This is a genomic window from Bradyrhizobium sp. USDA 4452 (genome assembly GCF_054063575.1).
Map to the genome: position 1 here is coordinate 8,528,577 of NZ_JBSSGK010000001.1, position 25,166 is coordinate 8,553,742.

Genomic DNA, 25,166 nt, shown 5'->3' on the forward strand with positions numbered 1-25,166 from the left:
GGATTTCACACATGAGCACGTTCTCGGCCAAGCCCGCCGAAGTGACGAAGAAGTGGGTCGTGATCGACGCCAAGGGTCTGGTCGTCGGTCGTCTCGCCACGCTCGTCGCGATGCGCCTGCGCGGCAAACACCTGCCCACCTACACCCCGCATGTCGACTGCGGCGACAATGTCATCATCGTCAACGCCGCGCATGTGGTGCTGACCGGTCGCAAGCGCGACCAGAAGGTCTACTACAAGCACACCGGCTTCATCGGTGGCATCAAGGAGCGCACCGCGAAGCAGATCCTCGAGGGTCGCTTCCCCGAGCGCGTCGTCGAGAAGGCGATCGAGCGCATGATCCCGCGCGGTCCGCTCGGCCGCATGCAGATGGGCAATCTGCGCGTCTATCCGGGTGCCGAGCATCCGCATGAGGCCCAGAGCCCCGAGAAGGTCGATATCGCTTCCCTGAATCGCAAGAACACGAGGGCCGCATAATGTCCGATACGTTGCAGTCCCTCGACCAGCTCTCGCAGGTCAAGCCGGCGGCTCCCGACGCGCCGAAGTACGTCAAGAAGGTCGACAAGTTCAACCGCGCCTACGCCACCGGCAAGCGCAAGGACGCGGTCGCGCGCGTCTGGATCAAGCCAGGCGCCGGCAAGATCTCGGTCAACACCCGCGACATCGAGATCTACTTCGCCCGCCCGGTGCTGCGCATGATGATCCAGCAGCCGCTGGTCGCTGCCGCCCGTAACGGCCAGTACGACGTGATCTGCACCGTCGCCGGCGGCGGTCTCTCCGGCCAGGCCGGAGCTGTCAGACACGGCATCTCGAAGGCGCTGACCAACTTCGAGCCCGAGCTGCGCGGCGTCCTCAAGAAGGGCGGCTTCCTGACCCGCGACTCGCGTTCGGTCGAGCGCAAGAAGTACGGCAAGGCCAAGGCCCGCAAGTCCTTCCAGTTCTCGAAGCGCTAATTTAAAATTCGCGGCAATTGCCGCGTGCATCACGTTGCAGAGGGCGCCGCGAGGCGCCCTTTTGCTTGCGCCCAACCACGCCTGCTTCGACGCGAATTAGCGCAGTTTTTCAAGAAAACTTGCGTGTGCGTGCAAACGAAATTGGAACTCGGGCCTTCTAGCCTGCGATCTCGCACTGGCGCTGCATCACCGTATTAATTGCGCCTGCGAACGTTGCATCACCGGGCTGGGGTGACTTATGTCGTTCGATCCATCGACGCTTTATCTGTTCGCCACCATGGTCGCGGGCATGCTCGGCGCCATGCTCTGGTTGTTCGGCAGGCAGGAGAACATTGCCGCGCTGAAGTGGTGGGGCACCGCCTATCTGCTCGGCGCGGCCTCGGTCGCGCTGTGGACGGTCGGCAGCTCGACGCTCGATCCGATGATTCTGCTGGGCCTCAATGCGATCGGCTTCGCCGCCTGCGGCATGGTCTGGAATGCCGCGCGCATCTTCCACGGTCGCAAGGCCAACCTGCCGGGTCTCGTGCTCGGCCCGATCGCGTGGATCGGTGCGGTGACGACAATCGCGGATCCGGCGATGCGTCTGACGATCGGCGCCGGGATCGTTGCGATCTATGCCGCGCTGACCGCTTCCGAGCTCTGGAGCGAGCGCCGCCGCGCGATGCAACGTCGCTGGATTGCGATCGCGATCCCGGTCGCACATGGCTGCGTCCTGATGCTGCCGATCCTGGTTGGCGACCTGCTGCGGCTGAACGGCCAGAACTTCGTCAGCAGCTTCTGGGTCACGCTGTTCTCGATCGAGCTCGTGCTGTATGCGATCGGCACGGTGTTCGTGATCTTCATGATGGTGTCGGACCGCGCGGTGGCCGTGCACAAGACCGCCGCTTCGATCGATCCCTTGAGCGGCATGCTCAACCGCCGCGGCTTCACCGAGGCCTGCACACGGGTCATCGAGCGGGAAGCCGTTGCCGGCCGGCCGGTCACCGTGATGATCTTCGACATCGATCATTTCAAGTCGATCAACGACCGCTTCGGTCATCCGGCGGGCGACGAGATCCTGAAACTGTTCTCCGCCGTGGTGGTCAACAGTCTCAGGATCAGCGATCTGTCGGGCCGGATCGGCGGCGAGGAATTCGCGGCGCTGCTGCCGTGCTCGCTGGAGGAGGGCGTGCTCGTCGCCGAGCGCGTGCGCGAGGCGTTCGAGAACAGCAACATCACCTGCGAGGACGGCGCGGTCGACACCACGGTCAGCATCGGCGTGGCCGGTGGACCCGCTGGAACCGAGCTTGAGGTGCTGTTGGCCTCGGCGGACACCGCGCTCTACCAGGCCAAGCGCAGCGGCCGCAATCGCGTCGAGGCGGCGGAGGAATTGCCGCTGTCGCTGGAGAATTGGCGGCGCAAGACCGCGGGCCTGCCGGCATCGGCACGGCAAAAGCCGGCGCCCGCCCGGGCGTGAGCGCAGTAACGAATGGTTAACCATTCGATCCCATGCTTTCGGCCATGGAGTCGATCCGCACCCGCAATCTGCAGTCTGCCTTGATGTCGCTCGAAGCCGACGCGGCCTCGGCACGCGGCGGCTTCGCCTGCCTGTTCTCGGACTCCGGTGAATACGAGACCGCGCTGATCGCCGAACGCCGCGCGCAGGGACGATACCAACCGCCGAGGGCCCGCTGGCCGATCGTGATGCTGCTCGGCGTCATGCTGATGGTCGTCGGTACTGTGCTGCTGTTCAACTGAGCTGCGGTACGTTGCCCTGAGCAGGCCCCGGCGCCTGATCCTCCGCCTTGAAGTGGTCGATCATCACCTTGGCGATCGCCATCAGCGGCAGCGCCAGCGCCAGCCCCCAGATGCCGAACACGACGCCGAGCAGGATCTGGAACGCGAACAGCGTGGCCGGCGGGATGTCGAGCGCCTGGCGCTGGATGATCGGCGTCAGCACGTAGCTTTCCAGTGCGTGAACGCCGAGGAACAGGATGAAGGCCGACAGCGCCGCGATCCACCCGGTCGCAAGGCTAGCCAGCACCACGATCAGCCCGCCGAGGATCGCGCCGACCGTCGGGATGAAGGCGAGCAAGCCGGCCTGGATGCCGAGGATGAACGAGCTCGGAATGCCGATGATGGCGAGGCCGATCCAGGTCACGAGGAACACCGCGGTCATGGTGATGATCTGCGCGATCAGCCAGCGTTCCAGCGTCTCGCCGATGCGGTCGACGATGACGGTCGCCTGCGCGCGGTATTTGGCCGGCGCGATGAACAGCAATCCGGCGCGGTAGATGCTCGGCTGCGCTGCGAAGGCGAGACCGAGGAACAGCACGATGAAGAAGTTGCCGACCACGCTGACGGTGCCGAGCAGCACCTTTAGCGTCTGACTGATGATGGCGCCGCCGCTGGAAGCCAGCGCGCCCGCGCCGGGGATGCCATGCGACTGCGACGACGTTGCGGGCGTCGATGTCGTCGTCGTCACGGCGGTGCCTTCAGCTTTCGCCTCGCCGGCGGCGTTGGTGAAATCGAGATAGCTGGTATCGACACCGTGCTGCTCGAGGAACTCCTTGACGCTGCCGAGTTGCGATTTGATCGTGTTGCTCAGCACCGTGGCCTGCTGTGCGATGGTGGTGCCGCCGAGGAACACGATGCCGGATAGCAGCCCGGCCATCGCCAGGCAGACGATCGCAAGCCGCAGCGCGTGGGGCAGCCCGGTCAGCCGGCCGAGCAGGGTGGTCATGGCATTGAGGGCGACCCCGAGCAGCATGCCCGCGAACAGCAGGAACAGGGTCGCGGCGAACTGCCAAGCGAAGGTCAGCAGGGCTGCGAACAGCACGATGCCGATGCCGCCGACGGCGATCGCCCACGCCATGTCGTTACGGGCTTGCAGGCGATTGTCAGCCGGGTCTGTCACGGGTGATTCCCCCTTCGCGACGGTGTCCGGAGCAGTCATTGGCGAAAATCCCGCCGGGATCAAGCCGCCGGGACCGTGCCGGTTTACCGCTGAGGTGCTGTGATCCTGGCGCGACCGTTGGGCGACAGGCCGGATTTCGGCCCCGGGGGCTGCGAATCTGTGCAGGATCGCAAGGCCCCCTGTGCAGATATAGGCAGTTGATCCGGGGGGAACTCGAAGGCATGATCGTCTCCGCAACGTCGCAAATTTAGAAGAATCATTGCGCGAGACTTCAATAATGAGACGGCCCGTGGTCGGCGTGATCGGAAACGCCCATCGCATCGAAAATCGTTTCACAGTCCAGATGGTCGGGGAGCGCAACCTTCGCGCGGTTGCCGAGGTGTCGGGCGCGGTGCCCCTGATGTTTGCGGGGAGCCCCGAAATCACCGATGTCGGCGCCTTGCTCGACGTGGTCGATGGCGTGGTGCTGACCGGTGCACGCGCCAATGTTCATCCGACCCGCTTCAACACCGAACCCTGTGCCGCCCACGAGCCGTACGACATCCACCGCGACGATGTCGCGCTGGCGCTGTCGGAGGCATGCGTCGCGCGCGGCGTGCCGATCTTCGGCATCTGCCGCGGCCTGCAGGAGATGAACGTCGCGTTCGGCGGCTCGCTGCATCCGGAGATCCGCGAGATCCCGGGCCGCATGAACCACCGGATGCCGCGGCTCGAGAACGGCGAGATCCATCCCGATCCGACTGTCGTGTTCGCCGACCGTCACGACGTGGCGCTGACGCCGGGTGGCGCCTTCGCCAAGATCCTTGGCCGCGAGATTATTCGAGTCAACTCGCTGCATGGCCAGGGCATCCTCGAGCCGGGCAAGCGCGTCGTGATCGAGGGCATCGCCGAGGACGGCACCATCGAGGCGATTCGCATCGCCGATGCGCCCGGCTTTGCGCTCGGCGTGCAGTGGCACGCCGAATACGATCCGCAGCGCAACCCGATAAACCGCGCGCTGTTCGAGGCCTTCGGCGACGCCCTGCGCGAGCGCCGGCGGGCGGCGTAGCGATCGTCGCCCATCCCACCCGCTGCTGCCGTCCCGGAGCATTTCAAGCGATAACCGTGTCGGCGCCTTGCACACCATTGTCGCCCCGGCGAAGGCCGGGGCCCATGCTCCGCGGCAGGTGTTGTCAGCCAAACTCGTGGTTCCAGCATCGCTCAACAATAGCCATTCGTGGCTATGGGGCCGGGCCGTCGCCGAGACGACACTGAGCGCGTGGTGCCGATTGCGAGTCACACATCTACGTTCTCGCGGCATCATTTGCCCGAGCTTTGCTCTTCGTCTCGCCACTCTGAGCAGAGGGCGCAGGGAAAGCCGGGTGCCGATCGCACCCATGGGCCCCGAGCAAAAGGGTAGAAAGCTCGGGGGGTAGGACCACAGGTGTAACCGGAGACAACCCGGCTTTCCCTGCGCGATGGGTTACGGCTTACTTCGTGCTCTCCCCGGCGAGACTGGGCTTGCTTGTCACCGTCTTCGCAACGCGCGACCTGCGCAATCGGAAAAGACACCTGCCACCAGGGCGTCAGGACCACACGACTTCACCGTCCGCTTCGTGCGCACTCGTCAGCCGCGCAATCCGCGTCCACCGCATCTCGACCCACGTTCGTGACGACCGCGAAGCGCCCCTCGATCGGGCGAGACGGACGGACCATATACCGTGTCGCGCTTCGGATAAAGCGAAATATTTTTCACGACGGGGCTTGCGCCGTCGGGCAACTCAGTGGCACGCGCGCGCAAAGGGGCGCTGCCCGCCGGTGGACGGGCGGCAACCGAAAATGAGGCTCCTGGTTGGCCTCCCGATCTATGGCCGTCAGCGCAGGCCGGCGGAACGGCGAAACAGCCGCTTGAGGTCGGTGGCTGCGGTTTGCCCGGGTTGCAATGTTTCATTGCGATCGTGTTGAACCTGTTGCGGGCGATAAGGCTCTTCCAGCGCATCGAGCTCCTGGTCCGTGAGCTGGATGTCGAGCGCGGCGACGGCATCGTCGATGTGGTGAAGCTTGGTCGCGCCCAGAATCGGGGCGGTTACGGCAGGGTTGTGCAGCAACCAGGCAAGCGCGACCTGGGCGGGTTTGCATCCCCGCGCCTGTGCCACGGCGAGAACGCGATCGATCACGGCGTCGTCTTCCGGACGCGAAAAGTCCTTCACGACGCGGGACCGCTCGGTATTGTCGCGACGGCTGCCGGCCAGCAATCCCCTCGCAAGAGGACTGTAGGGAATGACTCCGACGCCCTGATCGAGACAGAGGGGAATCATCTCTCGTTCTTCCTCGCGATAAAGAAGATTATACTTGTTCTGCATGGTGACGAATTTCGTCAGGCCGTTCGCCTGCGCAAGCGCCTGGAGCTTGGCGAACTGGAACGCGTGCATGCTGGAAGCGCCGATGTGGAGGGCCTTGCCGGCGCGCACCACGGCATCAAGCCCCTCGAGGATCTCCTCGTAAGGCGTCAAGGGATCGAGGCGGTGGATCTGGTACAGGTCGACATAGTCGGTGCCGAGGCGACGCAAACTGTCGTCGATGGCGTGTCGAAGATGCTTGCGCGACAATCCCCGCTGGTTGGCGTCGGCGCCCGTCGCAAAAAACACCTTGGTGGCGATGACGACCTGATCCCGTCCTGCGGCGTAGCGCTTTACCGCACGTCCCAGGATCTCTTCACTCAGGCCGGACGAGTACGAGTCGGCGGTATCGAAGAAGGTAAAGCCGGCCTCAAAGGCGCGACGATAGTGATCTTGCGCCTGCTCCTCGCTCAGCGCCCACGGCATCCAATCCTTCGAGCCATAGCTTGAACATCCGAAGGCAATTCGCGACACCTGGATTCCGGTGTTCGCGAGCGTTCCATACTTCATCTGCATATTCCTTCACTGTCGCGCGGGCCTTTGCGAGATGTGTCATCACGCTTGGCTCCAAACTATGGAATATCTTGTCTGCCGAAATGGTCTAGCTTGCTCGCACTGCAAGAGCGCGGTCGCAAGCTTGATCTTCGACCGTAGCGTAATAAGGCGTGGCTATGTCAGTCGAGTCGATCGAAACCGTCGTTGATGTTCAGACCGCTGAGAAGGATCAAGGCACAACGCCGCGCTCGCTTGCTGCCAAGCTTCCGTGGATCGTCATCGTTCAGATATTGGTGGTCGCCGCGATCCTGCTCACCGTGCAACTGGCTGTTGACAGCGGCGCAGTGAAACGAATCTATCTGGCCTCGCCGACGCAGATTCTTGGTGCTTTCCCCCAGCTCTTTACCAGGGAGAATTTGCTCTTTCATCTTTCGGTGACGCTCGCCGAAGCTGGCGTCGGCGTGACGCTCAGCGCGGTCCTCGGCATTGCGACCGGCATCGCCATGGGCCTGTTCCCGAAGGTGCATCGGTTTCTGAACCCGTTCCTGATCTGGTTCATGGCGATTCCGAAGGTCACCATCATTCCGCTTCTCACCCTCTATTTGGGTCTCGGCTTCGAACACAAGGTGTTCATCATCTTTCTGTTCTGTTACTTCCTGTTCGTCTTCAATACGATCGCCGGCATCAAGCAGGTTCAGGACAATCACATCAAGGTCGCGCGGGCGCTCGGGGCGACGCAGCGTCAGATCATCTGGAAAGTGGTGCTGCCGTCAGCCACGCCGTCGATCGTGGCCGCGGTCCGCATCGAGGCCGCCACCTGTCTGCTTGCAACGCTGTTCGCCGAAATCGTTGCCTCCAAGGCCGGCGTCGGCAACCTCCTCAACAAATTGTCGGGCATCTACGACACCGCCGGTGTGTTTGCCCTCGTCATTCTCGTCACGTCGATCGCATTGCTGATCATCTATCTGGTGGATCTGCTCGAAAGGCGTGTTTTGCTCAAGTGGAAATACGTCTGACCGATCCCGGCTTCGCGTCTTCCCGTCACCGCTCGTTCGAAGGATCGATCATGCGCTCACCTGGCCTTTCGGCTCGTCTTCTTGTCTTGGCTTCGCTCGCTCTCGGCTTCTCCGTGCCGGCCGGCGCACAGGAGAAGAAAACCCTCAAGCTTCAGGATACGACAAGCTATACGCAGCAACCCATCGTGTTCGGGGTAGAGAAAGGGTTCTTCGCCGAGGAGGGTCTGACCGTCGAGTTTGTCGGGACGCAAGATCCGGTCACGGCCACCTCGCGCGGCGATGTGACGTTCGCCTTCGGGCCGACCAGCGTCTATCTGCGCGCTGCGGCCCTCGGGGCGCCGATCAAGATCGTCTCCGCCGCCTTCCGCTCGAAGGGGCCGTATTTTCTGATCGCCCGGAAAGGCATCAAGTCGTTCGCAGATCTGAAGGGCAAGACGATCGGCGTCGGACCGGACACCAGCGGCAATCTCGCGTCGGTCGCGCGCTATCTGCTGAAGGCCGAAGGGATCAATCCCGACCGCGATTTGACGCTGTTTGCTGCCGGCGCGACCGAAAAGGCGTACGGCGCACTGGAAACCGGCCAGGTCGACGCCACCATTATCCACCAGCCCTTTGCGGCGCTCGGTGAGATCGAGGGCGTCTCGACCACATTGGCGCGTGCCTGGGACTACCTTCCGACCTATCACACCGGTGTTTTGATCGCGGGCGACGCGGTGATCGCCCAGGATCCGGATCTGCTGCGGCGCGGTCTGCGGGCCTACTTCAGATCCTACACTTATGCCAAGGCGCATTACGACGAATATCTGCCCTGGTTGCAGGCGCGCCTGAAGATCGATCCGGAGGCGGTGAAGCGCGCCATCTATCAGGAGGACGATGTCTGGGACGCCAATCCGGCGATCGATCCGCGGGCGATCCACGACACCCAGCAGTTGGAGATCGATGTCGGCAATCAGAAGGAGTTCTACGACGCCGCCAAATACATCGATGTCCGCTTCATCCCACAGGAATATGTGAAGCCGTTCGTCTATCCCGCGCGCAAGACGCAGTGAGCGAGAGCAAGCAGGAGCGCGAGGGGCACATGCCGGCCTTCACCATCAGATCTCTCGACAAAGTCTATCCGGGAGCGCCGCCGGTGCGTGCGCTGAGCAACATCAGCTTCTCGGTGGAGGAGGGCGAGTTCATCGTCCTGCTCGGCCCGAGCGGCTGCGGCAAAAGCACGCTGCTGGAAATTCTCGCCGGGCTGCAGCTGCCGAGCGGCGGCTCGGTACTGTTTCGCAACAAGCCGATCGACGGTCCGGGCGGAGAGCTCGGCGTCGTGTTCCAGGATGCCTCGCTCTACCCGTGGCGAACGGTTGCGGCCAATGTCGGTCTGGGGCTTGAATTGCGCGGGGTGGACAAGGTTGAAACCCGACGATTGGTCGAGGAGCAGCTGTCCCTGGTCGGGCTCGCCGGCTTTGGCGGCAAGTTTCCACACCAGATTTCCGGCGGCATGAAGCAGCGCGCCGGTATTGCGCGTGCGCTGGTCAGCGACCCCGATGTCATCCTGATGGACGAGCCTTTCGGAGCTGTCGATTACGTCACGCGCAACAAGTTGCAGGAGGACCTGATCCGCATTTGGCAGCAGCGCCGCAAGACCATCGTCTTTGTGACGCACGACGTCGGCGAAGCCGTGTTTCTTGCCGATCGCATCGTCCTGCTGTCGCCGCGGCCCGGACGGATCGCCGAAATCGTCACCCTCGACCTGCCGCGTCCGCGTCAGCGCGGCGATATCGAACTTCTGCAACGCGAAGCCCGGATCTACGAGGCGCTCCGCGCACTGGAGCCAGCCGCGACGGCAATCATGGCCTGACCGAACGGAGATCAAAATGGCCAAACCGCTCCACCTCGGCTTTCTCTATGCGCCGCAATCCGGGCATCAGACGCACGACGAGAGTTTCGATCCCCTGAACCCCATTCACCTGACGTCGCTTGCGCGTGACCTGGAGGGGGCCGGCTTTGCCTTCCTCCTGGTCGACGACAGTGTCGGTCATGCGGCGCCTGCGCGCAGCGAAGCGTTCACGACGGCGTCGTTCCTCGCGACCAGGACGAGACACATTGGTCTGATCGCCGCGGCCAACACCAGCTATGTCGAGCCTTACAACGTGACGCGGCTCGCCGCCTCGCTCGACCATGTCACGCATGGGCGTGCCGGCTGGCTCGTCGCGACCGGCGTGGCCGATCCGGCCGGCGCCAATTACGGGCAGGCCGCCTTTGCGCCAGATCTCCACTATCAGCGTGCCGAAGAAATTCTCGATATTGCACGCCGGCTCTGGGATAGCTGGGAAGATGACGCCTTCGTTCGCGACAAGCAGAGCGGCGTGTTCGTCGATGGCGCAAAAATCCATCCGATCGATCACATCGGCGCTTCCTTCACGGTGAAGGGGCCGCTGAACGTCGCACGGCCGCCGCAGGGACAGGTCATCGTTGCTCATCGCGTCGTGGACAGGCGGTCGGCGGAGTTTGCAGGACGGCACGCCGATATCGCAATCCTGGGGGCTGCGACGGCGGGCGATATCGCAGCCTTGCGTGCCAATGTGATTGCTGCGGCGAGCGGAGCCCGTCGTGAGGAGCAACACGTGCGTCTGTTTGCGGAGATCGTCCCCGTCATCGGCCCGGACCACGCGGCGGGTGCGCCGGGAGCCACCTCCGCCAGCTTCCTGTCTGGTACTGCGACGAAGATCGTCGACGAGATCGAGGCGCTGACGAATGCCGTGACGCTGGACGGCCTGTTGGTGGCGCCTCGAGTCCTGCGCAGCGGCCTCGATGCCTTTTCCCGGGATGTCGTCCCGGAGCTGGTGCGACGGCAGCGACTGCTATCCGCCAACGGATCGATCACCTTGCGCGAACGGCTCAACCTGAGCCGGCCGCGCAACATCTTCGAACACAAGGCACCTCAGCACGCCAGCACGGCAGGCTGAATCACTCTGCGAGCGGTTTCATCATGTCCAAGCGAGAACTCCATTTCGGCCTGATGTTCTGGGCCGGCGGCACGCACCCCAGCGGTTGGCGCTATCCTTCCTCGCATGCAGGTGCCGCATTCGACATCGAGTTCCTGCAGCGGGTCACCCAGCTTGTGGAAGCTGCCAAGTTCGATTTCCTGTTTCTTGGCGACCGGCTGGCGAGCGATCCAAGCCTGCAGACCACCAATCCCTCCCAGATGTCGCGCCTTGAACCCTTCGTGTCCGGTGCGAGTCTCGCGGCAGCGACCAGCCATATCGGCATCGTCGTAACCGCCAATCCGACCTACTACGACCCCTATAATCTCGCGCGCATGTTCGCTTCGCTGGATCACCTCAGCCAGGGCCGCGCGTCGTGGAATCTGGTGACCGGGGCGGACGAGATCGCAGCGGGAAATTTCTCCCGGCAGGCCCATTGGGATACCGAGCGACGCTATGATTGGGCCGATGAATTCGTCGCCGTGGTGCGGGGACTCTGGGACAGCGATGCGATCACTCCGCTGCACCACAAGGGGCGCTATTTCGAGGTCGCCGGGCCGCTCAACGTGAAGCGCCCGCCGCAAGGCCACCCGGTGATCCTGCATGCCGGCACATCGGACCGTTCGCGCGAACTCGGCGCACGCGATGCCGATGTCATCTTCGCCGGTCAGGCGACGATCGAGAGTGCGAAGGCCTACTACGCCGATGTCAAATCCAGGGCCGGCAAATACGGCAGGGCGGATAGCGAGATCGCCATTCTGCCCGGGCTCACCCCGGTCGTAGCGGAAACCACCCAGCAGGCGGTCGCGATCTATGACCATCTCAATTCATTCATCGCGCTGGAGCCCGACGGCGATGGCGGTGAGGCCAGCCGCTACGGCTCTCTCGGCAGAATGGGCAAACGCCGCAACCTCACGGCGGTGTCGGCTGCGATCGGCGTCGACGTGTCGGGTCAGAACCGCGATGCGCCCGTCGATCCAATCGTGCTGGCAGAGGCCAACGAAGACGGCCGGCGGCTGTTTGCCGACGTCACGCGCCTCACTCGCCGCGACGTGAAAGGCCCCGACCGTCTGACCTATCGTGATCTCATCATCGGGCACATCAGCACCGGCGCCATCGTGGTCGGCGATGCGAAGGAAGTCGCCGACCACATCCAGCACTGGTTCGACGAACGGGCGGCTGACGGCTTCAATATCTTCCCGCCCTATGTGCCGGAATCGGTCGAGGCCTTTACCGGCCTTGTCGTGCCCGAGCTGCAGCGGCGCGGCCTCTACCGGACCGATTATTCCGGTTCGACCTTTCGCGATCATCTGGGCCTGGCAAAGCCGGGGCCGATCCTCTCCAATGCCACCAGCCTTTGAGGCTGGCCTCGCTGCGTGGGGGGCCGCGCGTTTCGTCCGTGGCGATCGGGACGGCTCTGCACCGCGCCGAGCATAGGCCGATTGCGGCCCGCGGCGCCGCCCGGCGCCCAATCGAAGATCTCCCCGGCGTTGGAGGAGGTTCAGCCGCCATGGGCGTGTGCCGGCCATCAATCTCCGTACTTATACGGATATGAAAGTGGCGGATTGCGAGGCCGGACTCGGCTAAGCAAGAAGGGGCAAGCTACCCGATATTGCCCCGGCGCCGACGATCCTTTCCGAAATTGTTTTGCTTTTTTATTTTCCGGTGCAACTGCTCACGATGAGTTGGTCGGGATGAATTTGTCGGGCCGACTGGCGGCCGGGATGATGCTTCCCGTCGTCACACTCCTGCTCGCGCTGGGCTTCATCCATGGCGTCACCTGGCCGGGCATTCTGCTCGCTTGTGGCGTGATTTCGGTGGTGTTGATGACGGCTGAGATGATTGCGAGGTCGCTGTCCAGAACGCCCGCCCAGTTGGTGCGGGCGGCGGAGGCGCTGTCGCGCGGCGAGCCGGTCTCGATACGCCCGGGCGGCGACGAGGAGGCGGCCCAGCTCGCCGCGACGCTCGCCGAACTGTCGGCGCAATTGGGCAGCCGGCAGCATTTGCTGGAGAAGACCGTCGAGAGCATCCGCGATCCGGTGGTGGTCGCCGACGAGCATCGGGTGATCGTGATCGTCAACGCCGCGGCGCGGCGGCTGTACCGGGTCGAACCCGGCTTTGACATCCTGACCGGTGTTCGCACCTTCCAGAATTACTACGCCGATGGCACGACGGTGATGCCGATCGCGGAGACGCCGATGGCGCGTGCGCTGCGCGGCGAGGATATCGACGATTGCGAGCTGATCGTCAAACCGCTGCGGCCGGAACCGGCTGTCTGTCTCGTCGCCAACGCGAGGCCGCTGCGCGACGATGCCGGCAATTTGCGCGGCGCGGTCATCGTGCTGCGCGATGTCACCGCGGAGCGTCAGGCGCATCGGGCGCTGGTGGAGAGCGAGCAGATGGCGCAGGTCATCGTCAGGACCGCGCTCGACGCCTTCGTGCAGACCGACCAGGACGGCGTCATTCTCGAGTGGAGCCCGCAGTCCGAGACGCTGACCGGCTGGACGCGCTCGGAGGCGGTCGGCCGCCGCGTGGTCGAGCTGGTGTTCCCGGAAGAGCTGCGGGTTGCGCACCGGCAGCGCATCACCCGCTTCCTGCAGGAGACCGCGGCCGGCGGGATGGGCATGCGCTATGAAACCGCATCCGTGCACCGCGACGGCCACCGGTTCTACGTCGAGGTCTCGCTCAATGCGCTGCGCCGCGGCGATGGCTGGATCATCAACTCCTTCGTCAGGGACGTCACCCAGCGCCGGCGCGCCGAAGAACAACTGATCCAGGCGCAGAAGACGGAATCGCTCGGGCGGTTGACCGGCGGCATCGCGCATGACTTCAACAACATGCTGACCGTGATCACCGGCACGATCGAGATCCTCGCCGATGGAGTGAAGGACAACCCGCAGCTTGCCGCGATCGCCAAGCTGATCAGCGACGCCGCCGATCGCGGCGCTCAGCTCACCTCGAGCCTGCTGGCATTCGCGCGCAAGCAGCCGCTGCAGCCCGCCGAGACCGACGTCAACGACCTGATCGGCGAAGTGGTGCGGCTGCTGTCGCAGACGCTGGGATCGCAGACCGAGATCAGGACGGAGCTCGGCCGCGACGCCTGGCTCGCCTTCGTCGACCGCAGCCAGCTTGGCGCCGCGCTGGTCAATCTCGCCATCAATGCGCGCGATGCGATGCCCCAGGGGGGCACCCTGACCTTTGCGACCCGTAACATGCAGCTCGGGATTCCCGATGCCGTGGCGCACGGCGTCGAGCGCGCCGGCGATCATCTCGTAATCGAGGTGAGCGATACCGGTATCGGCATTTCGCCGTCGCATCTGGAGAAGATCTTCGATCCGTTCTTCTCCACCAAGGAGGTCGGGCAGGGCACCGGGCTCGGCCTCAGCATGGTGTTCGGTTTCGTCAAGCAGAGCGGCGGCGGGATCGAGGTCAAGAGCGAGCAGGGGCGCGGCACCATCTTCAGGATCTATCTGCCCAAGGCGGACGGCACCGCGCAGCGCGCGGTCGCGGAGGACGAGCTGCCGGTCAGGGGCGGCAACGAAACCATCCTGTGCGTCGAGGACGACCCCACGATCCGCGACTACGTCACGGGCCAGCTCGAAGGCCTCGGCTACAAGGTGCTGGTTGCGGCAAACGCAGATGCCGCGCTCGCGATCGTCAATAGCGGCACCGCGTTCGATCTCCTGTTCACCGACATCGTGATGCCGGGCAGCATGAACGGCCGGCAATTGGCGGAGACGCTGATGGCCGGGCGCCCGGCGCTGCGGGTGCTGTTCACCTCGGGCTACAGCGACGGCGCGTTGCCGGCGCAACAGGGCCGCGGCGGCCACGGCATTCCGCTGCTGACCAAGCCCTACCGGCGCAGCGAGCTGGCGCGGATGCTGCGGCGCTGCCTCGACCTTCAGGTAGACTTTCAGGGCGATCCGGTTCCGCAGCCTTACTCCGTGCAGCCCGATCTCGAACGCTTCCTGCGCGAGAACCCGCCAGAGAAGATGTAAGGCACCCGAGACGCGGTTCGTAGGATGGGTTTCGCTTCGCTCTACCCATCCTACGCGCTATGCTCCCGCAACAAGGTGTGGCCGGTTAACGGCCCGATTCAGGGAGCATGGAATGCAGGACCGCAAATGGTCGAGACGCCACTGGCTCAAGGCGACGGCGGCGACGGCCGCGGGCATGGTGTTCGCCGAACCGTTGCGGGCGGCGGCGCCGCCGGCTGAGGCTGTGACGCCGGAGCTGATCGCAGCCGCCAAGAAGGAAGGCAAGATCTCGTTCTACAGCGCGCTGGAATTGAACACGGCCGAGCGCCTCGCGCGCGACTTCGAGCAGAAATATCCCGGCATCAGCGTCCGCGTCGAGCGTTCCGGCGCCGAGCGCATCTTCCAGCGCATCGCGCAGGAGCAGGGCAGCGGCATCCACGCCGTCGACGTCGCCAATTCGACCGATCCCGCGCACTACCTCGACTGGAAGAAGAACGATTGGCTCGCGGCCTATCTGCCGGAAGACGTCGCCAGGCATTTCCCGACCGATCAGATCGATCCCGACGGCACCTCGGCGACATCCTGCGCTTGGTTCGAGGTAATCGGCTACAACACCGAGCAGGTGAAGCGCGAGGAGGCGCCGAAGAGCTACGCCGACCTGCTCGACCCGAAATGGCGCGGCAAGATCGTCAAGGGGCACCCGGGCTATTCCGGCGCGATCATGACCGCGACCTTCGTGCTGGCGCGCGATCTCGGCTGGCCGTATCTGGAGAAGCTTTCGCAGCAGCGGGTGATGCAGGTCCAATCGGCGGCCGATCCACCGAAGAAGATTCTGCTCGGCGAGCGCGCGGTCATGGCCGACGGCAATGACTACAACCTCGTCCTGGCCAAGGATCAGGGCAAGCCGGTCGAGGTGGTCTACCCGGCTGAGGGCGCACCGCTGATCATCGTGCCGAGCGGCATCTTCAAGAGCGCGCCGAACCCGAACGCGGCGCGGCTGTTCCAGAGCTACGTCTTCAGCGCCGAGACCCAGCAGATGCTGGCCGACGAATTCGCGCACCGCTCTTTCCACGCCAAGGTGAAGGAGAAGGCCGGGCACGTACCGCTCGACAAGCTGAAAATGCTGAAAGCCGATCCGGCGCAGGTGCAGGCGCAGAGCGAGGAGATCAAGGCGCGCTACGCGAAGTTGTTCCGGGTATGACGGCCGGTCCTCTCCCATCTTGCGAGCGACACCAACGACGAGGAGCATTGGACAATGGCGATCGGGGCTTTGCGGACCGCGGATGCACGCTTTGACGGCCTTCCCGGCTATGCGTTCGCGCCCAACTATCGTGACGATCTTCCCGGCTATGCCGGTCTGCGCATGCACTATCTCGACGAGGGACGGGGCAATGCCCGTGTTGCGCTGTGCCTTCATGGCCAGCCGACCTGGAGCTACCTTTACCGCAAGATGATTCCCGGCCTCGTCGCCTCCGGCTATCGGGTGGTCGCGCCGGATATGTTCGGGTTCGGTCGCTCCGACAAGCCTGTCGAAGAGGCCGTCTACACCTTCGAGTTCCATCGCGACAGCCTGATCGCCCTGATACGTGCGCTCGATCTCGGCCGCGTCACGCTGGTTTGCCAGGACTGGGGCGGCTTGCTCGGTCTTACCATCCCGATGGACATGGCCGATCGCTTTGAAGCGCTGCTGATCATGAATACGATGCTTGCGACCGGCGACCGGCCGCTGACGAAGGGCTTCATGGATTGGCGCGCGTGGAGCAACGCGAATCCCGACATGGCCATCGGCAAGCTGATGGCGCGCGCCTGCCCGCAGCTCTCGTCCGCGGAGGCAGCGGCCTATGACGCGCCTTTCCCGGATGCCAGCTACAAATCCGGTGTGCGCCGCTTCCCGAATCTCGTGCCGGACCAGCCCGATGCCGGCGGCGCGGCCCTCTCGCGCAGGGCGCGCGAATGGTGGCGAAGCGAATACGGCGGCAAGACCGCGATGGTGATCGGCATGACCGACCCGGTGCTCGGGCCGGCCGTGATGGCGGAGATGCGGCAGACGGTCCGCAATTGCCCCGAGCCGGTCACGCTCACCGCAGCCGGACACTTCGTGCAGGAATGGGGCGAGGATGTCTTGAAGGGCGCGCTGCCGCTGCTGTCCTGAACGCGGAGGATGGGCGCAGAACCGGGCAAGCGCAGCACCCGCAGGATGGGTTTCGCTGCGCTCTACCCATCCTGCAGCTCCTATTCTACAGGCTCAGGCTGCACGCATCGTCCGCTGCGCGCGATAGGCTTGCGGCGACAGCAGCGTGAGCTTGCGGAAGGCCTTGCGAAAGCTGCTTTCGCCCTCATAACCGGTGGCGCGGGCGATGGCCTTGATCGGTTGCGCTGTCGTCTCCAGCAGCGTGCGGGCGTGCTCGACGCGGCGGCGTCATGGACTGACTCCGCGGCGCGCAGGATCGTGCGGGCTACATTGCGAAAACAAAAGGCGCTTCCGGTGGAAGCGCCTTTCGCATTTCGCTGTGCCGTAGAGTTTACAGCGAGTAGTACATTTCGAACTCGACCGGGTGCGGGGTCATTTCGAAACGGGCGACCTCGGTCATCTTCAGCTCGATATAGGCGTCGATGAAGTCGTCGTCGAACACGCCGCCGTTCTTGAGGAACGCGCGATCCTTGTCGAGGCTCTCGAGCGCCTCGCGCAGCGAGCCGCACACGGTCGGGATTTGCTTCAGCTCTTCCTTCGGCAGATCGTAGAGGTCCTTGTCCATCGCCGGGCCCGGATCGATCTTGTTCTTGATGCCGTCGAGGCCGGCCATCAGCATCGCGGCGAAGCCGAGATAGGGATTGGCCATCGGGTCGGGGAAGCGGACCTCGACGCGCTTGGCCTTCGGGTTCGCCGTGTAGGGGATGCGGCAGGAGGCCGAGCGGTTGCGCGCGGAGTAGGCGAGCAGCACGGGGGCTTCATAGCCCGGGACCAGACGCTTGTAGGAGTTGGTCGACGGGTTGGTGAAGGCGTTGATCGCCTTGGCGTGCTTGATGATGCCGCCGATGTAGTGCAGACAGGTCTCCGACAGGTCGGCATACTTGTTGCCGGCGAAGGTCGGCTTGCCTTCCTTCCAGATCGACTGGTGCACGTGCATGCCCGAGCCGTTGTCGCCATAGACCGGCTTCGGCATGAAGGTGGCGGTCTTGCCGTAGATGTGGGCGACCTGGTGAATGCAGTATTTGTAGATCTGCATCTGGTCGGCCATCAGCGTCAGCGTGTCGAACTTCATGCCGAGCTCGTGCTGGGCAGAGGCGACTTCGTGGTGGTGCTTCTCGACCTTGACGCCCATCTTGGCCATCGCGCCGAGCATCTCGGAGCGCATGTCCTGCACGGAGTCCTGCGGCGGCACCGGGAAGTAGCCGGCCTTGGTGCGGATACGGTGGCCGAGGTTGCCTCCCTCATATTCGGTCGCCGAGTTGATGGGCAGCTCGGAGGAGTCGAGGCGGAAGCCTGTGTTGTAGGGGTCGGCCGAGTAGCGCACGTCGTCGAACACGAAGAACTCGGCCTCGGGGCCGACGAACACGGTGTCGCCCACGCCCATCGACTTCACCATCGCCTCGGCCTTCTTGGCGATGCCGCGGGGGTCGCGGTTGTAGGGCTCGCCGGTGGTCGGCTCGAGCACGTCGCAGGTGATGACCATGGTGGTCTCGGCGAAGAACGGGTCGATCGTCGCGGTGACCGGGTCGGGCATCAGGCACATGTCGGATTCGTTGATCGCCTTCCAGCCGGCGATCGACGATCCGTCGAACATCGTTCCCTCGGCGAAGATGTCATCGTCGATCATGCTGACGTCGAAGGTCACGTGCTGCCACTTGCCGCGCGGATCGGTGAAGCGCAGGTCGACGTATTTGACGTCGTTGTCCTTGATCGATTTCAGGACGTCTTTGGCGGTCTTCATGAATACCCCTTATGGATGTGCGGGTCGGTTTCCAGCGGAGAGCGACGTTATTCCCGCTTTTGGCGAGTTCGTGTGACTGCTGAAACGAAATCAGGCTGCCGAAGCAGCCTTTTTTCTCTTTTGCCGTCAGAAAATCCGGATAGCACCGCCCTTAAATAGCGTCCAGCCCGGATTCGCCGGTCCGGATGCGGATGGCTTCCTCGATGTTGGAGACGAAAATCTTGCCGTCGCCGATCCGTCCGGTCTGGGCCGCGCGGCGGATCGCGTCGATCGCCTTCTCGACGAGGTCGTCGCCGATCACGATCTCGATCTTCACTTTGGGCAGGAAGTCGACGATGTATTCCGCACCGCGATAGAGCTCGGCATGGCCCTTCTGGCGGCCAAATCCCTTGGCCTCGGTCACGGTGATGCCTTGCAGTCCTACTTCCTGGAGCGCTTCCTTCACCTCGTCGAGCTTGAAGGGCTTGATGATGGCTTCAATCTTCTTCACTGAGCGCCTCCCGGGCATTGCAGATTGCAGGGTCGAGTTCGATGCGCGTGGGGCGCAGTCTGGTTGGTCTTACGCCTTCCGGCGCCTGGCCGAAAACACGCGCAATGGTCGCATCGAGCGGCCTTGCGCGCGGCTTCCTCAAAAGCAGGGTCTATGCCAAGTTGTTAAGGTCCCCGATTTCGGAATGTTATCAGCCTTTTAACAGGCAATCGGCTGATATCGAACCACACGGGCTAAGATAGCCAAGCCCAACAAATAGGCAAATAGATCAATCCATATGCATTGGGCCAGTAGAAACTCCGCGAACGTCACAGGAATTGCCTCTCGAAAAGGCGAAGCGATTGAGGATTCGGCATGGACGTTCTGACCACCATCGAGATGGAGCGCGCCGACCGGCTGACCATCGCAGCCGGCACGCCGGGCTTCGCGCTGATGATGAGCGCCGGCCAGGCCGTTGCGGAAGCCGCGATGGACCTGGTCGAGGAGGGGCCGATCGTGGTGGTCGCCGGCCGCGGCAACAATGGCGGCGACGGCTTCGTCGCTGCCGCCGAGCTTGCCGCGCGCGGCCGCGAGGTGTCGGTGATCCTGCTCTGCGAGCGCGACAGTCTGCAGGGCGACGCGGCGCTGGCGGCGAAGGGCTGGAAATATCCGGTGCTGCCGTTCAACCCGCAGGCGCTCGGCAAGCCGGCGCTGATCATCGACGCGCTGTTCGGTGCTGGCCTCAATCGCCCGGTCAAGGGCGATCCGCTGGAGATGATCACGGCGATCAACGCTAACGGTACGCCGCTGCTGGCGGTTGATCTGCCAAGCGGCATCAACGGCACCACGGGCGCTGTCATGGGCGCGGCCGTGCAGGCCACCGAGACCGTCACCTTCTTCCGCAAGAAGCCGGCGCATCTGTTGCTGCCGGGCCGGATGTATTGCGGCCGGGTGCGCGTTGCCGAAATCGGTATCGATCCGCAGGTGCTCGACGAGATCAAGCCGCTGACCGCGGAGAACCTGCCGCAGGCCTGGCGCTGGTCGTTTCCAGTGCCGCGGATCGACGGCCACAAATACGCAAGGGGCCACGCCATCGTGGTCTCGGGCGATCTCGCTTCGACCGGGGCGGCGCGGCTCGCCGCGCGCGCGGCGCTGCGCGCAGGGGCGGGCCTCGTGACGCTGGCCTCGCCGCGCGATGCGCTCGCCGTCAACGCGGCGGCGCTGACCGCGGTGATGGTGCGCGCGGTCGACAACCCGATCCAGTTCGCTGAGCTGCTCGACGACAAGCGTCTCAATGCCTGCGTGATCGGCCCCGGCGCCGGCGTCAGCGCGCGCACCCGTGACTTCGTCCACACCGCGCTGTCGGCGCAGCGACACCTGGTGCTCGACGCCGACGCGCTGACGAGTTTTGCAGGTTCGCCGGACCGGCTGTTCGAAGCAATCAAGGCCTCCGACGGCCAGCAGGTGGTGCTGACGCCGCATGAGGGCGAGTTCCCGCGGCTGTTCAGCGATATCTCCAACAAGCATCCCGGCCGCTCCAAGCTCGAGCGCGTCCGCGCGGCAGCCGAGCGCTCCGGCGCGGTGGTGCTGCTCAAGGGCGCCGACACCGTGATCGCATCTCCCGATGGCCGCGCCACCATCGCCGCGAACGCGCCGCCCTGGCTCGCGACTGCGGGCGCCGGCGACGTGCTGTCGGGCATCATCGCAGGTTTCCTGGCGCAGGGCGTCGCGGCCTTCGAGGCTGCCAGCATGGGCGTATGGATGCACGGCGAGGCGGCCGGCGAGGCGGGACCCGGCCTGATCGCCGAGGATCTCACCGAGGTGCTGCCGGCCGTGTTCCGCCGTCTCTATGACGAGTTCGGGATTGAGTACTAGGCGGCTCGCGCTTGCCGACATGGACGCCGCCGCGTGCGTGCATCGTGCGGCGTTCGACGATGCGCTGCCCTGGCTCGCCGGTCTGCACACGCCTGATGAATACCGCTGGTTCTACCGCGAGCGGATGTTTACCGCCTGCACGCTATGGGGCGTGTTCGACGGCGAGGCGATGAATGCGATGATCGCGTTCCGCGACGATTGGATCGCGCAGCTCTATGTGCTGCCGGCCGCGCAGGGCCGCGGCATCGGCAGCGCGCTGCTCGAAATCGCGCAGCAGGGCACGGACCGGCTGCAGCTCTGGACCTTCCAGCGCAATGCGCGGGCGCGCCGGTTCTACGAAGCGCGCGGCTTTGTACCGGTTGAAGCGACCGACGGCAGCCGCAACGAGGAGAAGGAGCCGGACGTGCGCTATCTCTGGAGGCGCGGCCGCGAGCTAGTCTAGCCGGGATACCGGTCCGCCTTGCAATGACGGACCGGCGCTGGCGGCGGCCGATGAGACTCAGGCAACGTCGGTGGAAAGCGAGACGCTCTTCCACGCATCGAATTCGGCCTGCAGCAGTTTCATCTTGTCCTCGACCAGCCGCACGGCGTCACTGCCGAGCAGCAGATGCGTCGGCGGATCGGCCGACAGTGCGAGCTTCAACATCGCCTGCGCGGCCTTTTGGGGATCGCCAACCTGGCGGCCACTCATTTCCATGCGGCGTTTGCGGATCGGATCGATGAGCGCGTCATAGTCCGCGATCGACCGTTCCGCTCGGACCATCGATCGTCCGGCCCAATCGGTGCGGAAGCTGCCCGGCTCGACCGCAGTGACCTTGATGCCGAGATCCTTGACTTCCTTGCCAAGGGTTTCGGAGATTCCTTCCAGCGCGAACTTGCTGCCGTGGTAGTAACCGAGGCCGGGCATCGTGATGATCCCGCCCATCGATGTGATGTTGAGGATGTGTCCGGCGCGCCGCTTGCGCATGAAGGGCAGCACCGCCTGGATCATCGCCACCGCGCCGAAGACGTTAACCTCGAACTGGCGTCGGAGATCGTCGATCGATGATTCCTCCAGAATGCCCTCGTGGCCATAGCCGGCATTGTTCACCAGAATGTCGATCGCGCCGATCCTGCGCTCGATGTCGGCAACGGCGGGCACGATGGCGTCGGTATTGGTGACGTCGAGGATCACGCCGTGCAGGTCTGCGCCGAGCGCTTCGAATTTCTGCTTGTCGCTCTCGTTGCGCACGGTGCCGACGACGGCGTGGCCGTCGCTCAATGCCGCCTCGGCCAGCGCGCGGCCGAAGCCCGACGACACGCCCGTGATCAGGAAGGTCTTTGCCATTGGAGATGTCCTTTAGATCGAGATTGCGGGCTCGATATAGGCGAGCTTGATTAGTGCAATAATCGGCATAAAATCGGATGACCTGATGCAGGTAATCGAACAATGCAGCACGCCGGTCTTTTCGAACTGAACGCCGTCGTCGCGATCGCGACGCATCGCAGTTTTCGCGCGGCGGCGACCGAGCTCGGCATTTCACCGTCGGCGCTCAGTCATGCGATCGCCGCGCTGGAGAAGCGGCTTGGAGTGCGACTGATCAATCGGACGACGCGCAGCGTCGCGCTGTCGGAAGCGGGCGAGCGTTTCCTCGCCAGGGTCAGTCCCGCGCTGCGCGAGATTGCCGGCGCGATGGAGGACGTGAATGAGTTTCGCGACACGCCCGCGGGAACGCTGCGCATCAATCTGAAGGAGCGCGCCGCGCATCAGATCCTCCGCCCCGTCGTCGCAAGGTTTCTGCGGCGCTATCCCGACATGAATGTCGAACTGACTCTCGAAGGACGTCCCATCGATATCGTCGCGGAAGGTTTCGATGCCGGCATCCGGCTGGCCGAAGCCGTGCCACAGGACATGGTCGCGATTCCCTGCGGCCCGGACACGCGCTTCATCGTCGTCGGCGCGCCGGATTATTTCGCGCGCGCTTCGGTGCCGCGGTCGCCGGTTGACCTGCTCGCCCACGAATGCATTCGCAGGCGCATGCCGAGCGGCAAGCTCTATCACTGGGAGTTCGAGAAGCGCGGCGGCGAGCAGATGGTGATCGATGTCCCGGGCAGGCTGACCCTCGACAGTGACAGCCTGATGGTCGAAGCCGCCCTCGAAGGCGTCGGACTGGCGTTCGTGAGCGATTACTGGGTAACCGAGCATCTCGCCGCCGGAACGTTGCGCGCCGTGCTGGACGATTGGACGCCGCCATTTCCCGGCTTGCGCCTCTACTATCCGAGGCACCGGCACATGACAGCCGGGCTTCGTGCGTTCGTCGATATGGTCCGGGAAGAGACGCGGTTGGCCGCCAGGGGCGGGGATGTCCGTCCACCCCCGGCCAAGCGATCGGACGGTCATCGCAAGCGCGCTTGAGCTACTCAGCTTGCTGTAGGCGAAGAGTAGGTACGGCCGGTAACATCTTGATCGGTCTCGACATCGATCAGCCCCCGCGGGCCGGATTCGATCAGGCCTTCACAGGACGCTTGAGGGACACCGCCACGCGTCGCGCCTCACACCGCGAATCGCTGCAACTCTCTGGCTCATCGATGTTTTCCTCGGCGGCCTCCACTTTCTTGTTATTGCACATTGTACCATCGCAGCAGCCGCGGCGCGGCCCAATCGGTCGCGACCTGCTCGATCAGATAGCGGCCCGGATATTCGGCGAGGAAGGCGATGCGCTGGGTCTGGCCCGGTTCGACCGCGAGCGTGTCGAGCCAGAACGGCTTCCAGCCGTCGTCGAGCCGGTCGAGCAGACGGAAGTGATGGCCGTGCAGATGAAAGACGTTTGCGATCGCGCCCTGGTTGGTCAACGCCAGCACGACGGTTCGGCCGGCCTTGGCCTGAAAGGCCGGGGCGGTTGACGGCTTGAAGTCCGCTGGGCGGAACCACTCCGTGGGCGTGCCGAGCGCCAGATCGAATCGCGCAGCGCCCTTCAGCTCAAACTGCGCGGGCATGTCGTTGCCCGGCAGCGGTGGGGCCGGCGGGAACGGCGCCGTTCGGATCGGCGGCTCGTTCGAGACGGCGAGCCTGCCGATCGGACGGGCTTGCTTGCCGTCGTGCAACAGGATCGGGAAGCTGGTTCCGGCCGGACCGGTCGCATCGACAAAGACATCCGTGCGGCTGCCGGGCGCCAGCACCAGCGCGCCGTTGCGAGCCGGGAACGGCTCTGCCGGCTGGCCGTCGATCGCCATCACCCGGACGTCGAGGTTCTCGAGCTTGACCGCCAGCACACTGCGTTGGCTGCCATTGATAAAGCGGAGTCTGAGGCGGGCATTGGCCGGGGCCAAGATGTCGTATGAGGTTTTGCCGTTAATTGTATGAATTTGCGTCGAATCTTTCGGGTCGCTTCCAGGTGGGATCGCGGTTCCATCGGGCTGCAGACGCCACTCCTCGATCAGCAAGACTTCGTCCCGGTCGACCGCGACCGGCGAGGTGCCGGTCACGATCAGCGGACGCGGCCGTGCCGGCGCCGTGCCATCCCCGATCAGCGGTTCGCACAGGAAGGTGCCGGCATGCCGAAGCGGCAGCTGAAAGGTATCCTTTGCCCCCGTGGCAAGCGGCGCCCGGGAGGCCAGCGGCTGCGCGGCCGGGACGCCATCGAGCCCGCGGCAATCGAGCGCGGCGGGAACCGGCAGCTCATTGCCGAACGCCACGTCGAGGACCTCGCCGCGCCTGAAGCGAAGATCGCCGCTACCGAGCGACCAGACCGGGGTGTCCGGGATGCCCGGACGAAGCGAGATGCGGTCGACCCTGGCCTGGAGCACGACCGCCGTCCGGCCTTGCGCCGAGCCGGTGCCCGGCCAAACGGGGCAAAGCGCCGCGGCACCGAGGCCGGCGATCAGGTCGCGCCGGGTGAAGGAAAATTCGGGACTTGCTGGAGGGCTTGCCATTCGGCCGATGCGGACCATTTTCAGAAGTACCTGTCCAGTCGCGATCGGTCGCAGGGCGGGCTCTCCAGCGGCCATTTTTTTGCTGCGAACCGGTGGGCGCATGTTATAAGCCCGGCCGCCCGCGGCATCGCGGCCGGACTGGATGCTTTTCGCGCGGGCGTGGCGGAACTGGTAGACGCGCTGGATTTAGGTTCCAGTGACGAAAGTTGTGGGGGTTCGAGTCCCTCCGCCCGCACCAAGCGCTTACAGCGTTTGCATGAAGAATTCTTGGAGAACCTTGGCCCCCGAA

At 64.4% G+C, this 25,166-nt stretch carries 22 protein-coding genes, 1 tRNA gene and 1 pseudogene; 17 read left to right on the forward strand and 7 right to left on the reverse strand.

The genetic code is table 11. The features are described 5' to 3' along the window. The first annotated feature begins 11 nt into the window (after positions 1-11). The 4 genes from rplM (at position 12) to ACVISU_RS40535 (ending at position 2,689) form a co-directional block, all read left to right on the forward strand. Positions 12-476 (forward strand): 50S ribosomal protein L13, encoded by a 465-nt coding sequence (gene rplM / locus ACVISU_RS40520; protein WP_050405657.1) that lies wholly within the window; start codon positions 12-14, stop codon positions 474-476. Further along, positions 476-952, forward strand: coding sequence for a 30S ribosomal protein S9 (gene rpsI, locus ACVISU_RS40525; RefSeq protein WP_050405656.1), 477 nt, complete (start codon positions 476-478; stop codon positions 950-952). The genes rplM and rpsI overlap by 1 nt, the downstream gene beginning before the upstream one ends. Positions 953-1,190: 238 nt before the next feature. Beyond that, a complete protein-coding gene (locus tag ACVISU_RS40530; protein ID WP_050405655.1) occupies positions 1,191-2,408 on the forward strand; it encodes a GGDEF domain-containing protein in 1,218 nt (405 codons plus the stop codon). Positions 2,409-2,452: 44 nt separating this feature from the next. Next, the gene (locus tag ACVISU_RS40535) at positions 2,453-2,689 is read left to right on the forward strand and encodes a hypothetical protein (RefSeq protein ID WP_050405665.1); all 237 of its coding nucleotides are present in this window, start codon (positions 2,453-2,455) and stop codon (positions 2,687-2,689) included. On the opposite strand, the gene ACVISU_RS40540 is transcribed toward ACVISU_RS40535, so the two are convergent. Then, positions 2,682-3,848: an AI-2E family transporter gene (locus tag ACVISU_RS40540; protein ID WP_456710673.1), complete on the reverse strand. Its 1,167-nt coding sequence runs from the start codon at positions 3,846-3,848 to the stop codon at positions 2,682-2,684. The two genes, ACVISU_RS40535 and ACVISU_RS40540, sit on opposite strands and share 8 nt — an antisense overlap. Before the next feature lie 277 nt (positions 3,849-4,125). Between ACVISU_RS40540 and ACVISU_RS40545 the strand changes: the two genes are divergently transcribed. Next, the gene (locus ACVISU_RS40545) at positions 4,126-4,896 is read left to right on the forward strand and encodes a gamma-glutamyl-gamma-aminobutyrate hydrolase family protein (protein WP_050405653.1); all 771 of its coding nucleotides are present in this window, start codon (positions 4,126-4,128) and stop codon (positions 4,894-4,896) included. An 805-nt stretch (positions 4,897-5,701) separates the two neighbouring features. Here the strand turns inward: ACVISU_RS40545 and ACVISU_RS40550 are convergent. Beyond that, positions 5,702-6,736 (reverse strand): aldo/keto reductase, encoded by a 1,035-nt coding sequence (locus ACVISU_RS40550; RefSeq protein ID WP_083992173.1) that lies wholly within the window; start codon positions 6,734-6,736, stop codon positions 5,702-5,704. A 278-nt stretch (positions 6,737-7,014) separates the two neighbouring features. Between ACVISU_RS40550 and ACVISU_RS40555 the strand changes: the two genes are divergently transcribed. The 8 genes from ACVISU_RS40555 (at position 7,015) to ACVISU_RS40590 (ending at position 16,841) form a co-directional block, all read left to right on the forward strand. Beyond that, positions 7,015-7,737, forward strand: coding sequence for an ABC transporter permease (locus tag ACVISU_RS40555; RefSeq protein ID WP_456710674.1), 723 nt, complete (start codon positions 7,015-7,017; stop codon positions 7,735-7,737). 50 nt (positions 7,738-7,787) lie between these two features. Then, complete coding sequence (locus tag ACVISU_RS40560; RefSeq protein ID WP_456710675.1) at positions 7,788-8,786, forward strand: ABC transporter substrate-binding protein; 999 nt, start codon at positions 7,788-7,790, stop codon at positions 8,784-8,786. Beyond that, complete coding sequence (locus ACVISU_RS40565; RefSeq protein ID WP_456710676.1) at positions 8,783-9,586, forward strand: ABC transporter ATP-binding protein; 804 nt, start codon at positions 8,783-8,785, stop codon at positions 9,584-9,586. The genes ACVISU_RS40560 and ACVISU_RS40565 overlap by 4 nt, the downstream gene beginning before the upstream one ends. 16 nt (positions 9,587-9,602) lie before the next feature. Beyond that, a complete protein-coding gene (locus ACVISU_RS40570; protein WP_456710677.1) occupies positions 9,603-10,694 on the forward strand; it encodes an LLM class flavin-dependent oxidoreductase in 1,092 nt (363 codons plus the stop codon). A 23-nt stretch (positions 10,695-10,717) separates the two neighbouring features. Then, entirely contained in the window at positions 10,718-12,073 is a 1,356-nt protein-coding gene (locus ACVISU_RS40575; protein WP_050405650.1) for an LLM class flavin-dependent oxidoreductase, read from the forward strand. Between the two features lie 363 nt (positions 12,074-12,436). After that, positions 12,437-14,710 (forward strand): PAS domain S-box protein, encoded by a 2,274-nt coding sequence (locus ACVISU_RS40580; RefSeq protein WP_456710678.1) that lies wholly within the window; start codon positions 12,437-12,439, stop codon positions 14,708-14,710. Positions 14,711-14,822: 112 nt separating this feature from the next. Beyond that, a complete protein-coding gene (locus tag ACVISU_RS40585) occupies positions 14,823-15,890 on the forward strand; it encodes an ABC transporter substrate-binding protein (RefSeq protein WP_050405648.1) in 1,068 nt (355 codons plus the stop codon). A 54-nt stretch (positions 15,891-15,944) separates the two neighbouring features. Beyond that, entirely contained in the window at positions 15,945-16,841 is an 897-nt protein-coding gene (locus tag ACVISU_RS40590; RefSeq protein WP_050405647.1) for a haloalkane dehalogenase, read from the forward strand. A 93-nt stretch (positions 16,842-16,934) separates the two neighbouring features. On the opposite strand, the pseudogene ACVISU_RS40595 reads toward ACVISU_RS40590, so the two are convergent. The 3 genes and pseudogenes from ACVISU_RS40595 to ACVISU_RS40605 form a co-directional block, all read right to left on the reverse strand. Beyond that, positions 16,935-17,096: pseudogene (locus ACVISU_RS40595) on the reverse strand (helix-turn-helix domain-containing protein); the annotation flags it as partial. A gap of 115 nt (positions 17,097-17,211) precedes the next feature. Continuing rightward, positions 17,212-18,621 (reverse strand): type I glutamate--ammonia ligase, encoded by a 1,410-nt coding sequence (glnA, locus tag ACVISU_RS40600; RefSeq protein WP_050405646.1) that lies wholly within the window; start codon positions 18,619-18,621, stop codon positions 17,212-17,214. Between the two features lie 151 nt (positions 18,622-18,772). Continuing rightward, on the reverse strand, positions 18,773-19,111 hold the full coding sequence (locus ACVISU_RS40605) for a P-II family nitrogen regulator (protein WP_011441447.1): 339 nt from the start codon (positions 19,109-19,111) through the stop codon (positions 18,773-18,775). 354 nt (positions 19,112-19,465) lie between these two features. Here ACVISU_RS40605 and ACVISU_RS40610 point away from each other — a divergent pair, with 354 nt between their 5' ends. Next, complete coding sequence (locus ACVISU_RS40610) at positions 19,466-20,965, forward strand: NAD(P)H-hydrate dehydratase (protein WP_456710679.1); 1,500 nt, start codon at positions 19,466-19,468, stop codon at positions 20,963-20,965. Further along, positions 20,940-21,407 (forward strand): GNAT family N-acetyltransferase, encoded by a 468-nt coding sequence (locus ACVISU_RS40615; protein WP_456710680.1) that lies wholly within the window; start codon positions 20,940-20,942, stop codon positions 21,405-21,407. The genes ACVISU_RS40610 and ACVISU_RS40615 overlap by 26 nt, the downstream gene beginning before the upstream one ends. A gap of 57 nt (positions 21,408-21,464) precedes the next feature. Here ACVISU_RS40615 and ACVISU_RS40620 read toward each other — a convergent pair whose 3' ends face one another. Further along, the gene (locus tag ACVISU_RS40620) at positions 21,465-22,292 is read right to left on the reverse strand and encodes an oxidoreductase (protein WP_456710681.1); all 828 of its coding nucleotides are present in this window, start codon (positions 22,290-22,292) and stop codon (positions 21,465-21,467) included. Between the two features lie 102 nt (positions 22,293-22,394). Here ACVISU_RS40620 and ACVISU_RS40625 point away from each other — a divergent pair, with 102 nt between their 5' ends. Next, positions 22,395-23,360, forward strand: coding sequence for a LysR family transcriptional regulator (locus tag ACVISU_RS40625; protein WP_050405643.1), 966 nt, complete (start codon positions 22,395-22,397; stop codon positions 23,358-23,360). 203 nt (positions 23,361-23,563) lie between these two features. On the opposite strand, the gene ACVISU_RS40630 is transcribed toward ACVISU_RS40625, so the two are convergent. After that, positions 23,564-24,877: a multicopper oxidase family protein gene (locus ACVISU_RS40630; RefSeq protein WP_456710682.1), complete on the reverse strand. Its 1,314-nt coding sequence runs from the start codon at positions 24,875-24,877 to the stop codon at positions 23,564-23,566. 153 nt (positions 24,878-25,030) lie between these two features. Here ACVISU_RS40630 and ACVISU_RS40635 point away from each other — a divergent pair. Beyond that, positions 25,031-25,115: transfer RNA gene (locus ACVISU_RS40635), tRNA-Leu, on the forward strand. Positions 25,116-25,166 lie beyond the last annotated feature (51 nt).

Bases quoted from the DNA above. Each gene is read 5' to 3' on its own strand.
- ACVISU_RS40615 (WP_456710680.1), top strand. From the start codon at position 20,940: ATGACGAGTTCGGGATTGAGTACTAGGCGGCTCGCGCTTGCCGACATG.
- ACVISU_RS40535 (WP_050405665.1), top strand. From the start codon at position 2,453: ATGGAGTCGATCCGCACCCGCAATCTGCAGTCTGCCTTGATGTCGCTC.
- ACVISU_RS40630 (WP_456710682.1), bottom strand. From the start codon at position 24,877: ATGGCAAGCCCTCCAGCAAGTCCCGAATTTTCCTTCACCCGGCGCGAC.
- ACVISU_RS40590 (WP_050405647.1), top strand. From the start codon at position 15,945: ATGGCGATCGGGGCTTTGCGGACCGCGGATGCACGCTTTGACGGCCTT.
- glnA (WP_050405646.1), bottom strand. From the start codon at position 18,621: ATGAAGACCGCCAAAGACGTCCTGAAATCGATCAAGGACAACGACGTC.
- ACVISU_RS40625 (WP_050405643.1), top strand. From the start codon at position 22,395: ATGCAGCACGCCGGTCTTTTCGAACTGAACGCCGTCGTCGCGATCGCG.
- ACVISU_RS40550 (WP_083992173.1), bottom strand. From the start codon at position 6,736: ATGAAGTATGGAACGCTCGCGAACACCGGAATCCAGGTGTCGCGAATT.
- ACVISU_RS40580 (WP_456710678.1), top strand. From the start codon at position 12,437: ATGATGCTTCCCGTCGTCACACTCCTGCTCGCGCTGGGCTTCATCCAT.
- ACVISU_RS40620 (WP_456710681.1), bottom strand. From the start codon at position 22,292: ATGGCAAAGACCTTCCTGATCACGGGCGTGTCGTCGGGCTTCGGCCGC.
- ACVISU_RS40585 (WP_050405648.1), top strand. From the start codon at position 14,823: ATGCAGGACCGCAAATGGTCGAGACGCCACTGGCTCAAGGCGACGGCG.
- ACVISU_RS40545 (WP_050405653.1), top strand. From the start codon at position 4,126: ATGAGACGGCCCGTGGTCGGCGTGATCGGAAACGCCCATCGCATCGAA.
- ACVISU_RS40530 (WP_050405655.1), top strand. From the start codon at position 1,191: ATGTCGTTCGATCCATCGACGCTTTATCTGTTCGCCACCATGGTCGCG.
- ACVISU_RS40610 (WP_456710679.1), top strand. From the start codon at position 19,466: ATGGACGTTCTGACCACCATCGAGATGGAGCGCGCCGACCGGCTGACC.
- ACVISU_RS40575 (WP_050405650.1), top strand. From the start codon at position 10,718: ATGTCCAAGCGAGAACTCCATTTCGGCCTGATGTTCTGGGCCGGCGGC.
- rpsI (WP_050405656.1), top strand. From the start codon at position 476: ATGTCCGATACGTTGCAGTCCCTCGACCAGCTCTCGCAGGTCAAGCCG.
- ACVISU_RS40570 (WP_456710677.1), top strand. From the start codon at position 9,603: ATGGCCAAACCGCTCCACCTCGGCTTTCTCTATGCGCCGCAATCCGGG.
- ACVISU_RS40560 (WP_456710675.1), top strand. From the start codon at position 7,788: ATGCGCTCACCTGGCCTTTCGGCTCGTCTTCTTGTCTTGGCTTCGCTC.
- rplM (WP_050405657.1), top strand. From the start codon at position 12: ATGAGCACGTTCTCGGCCAAGCCCGCCGAAGTGACGAAGAAGTGGGTC.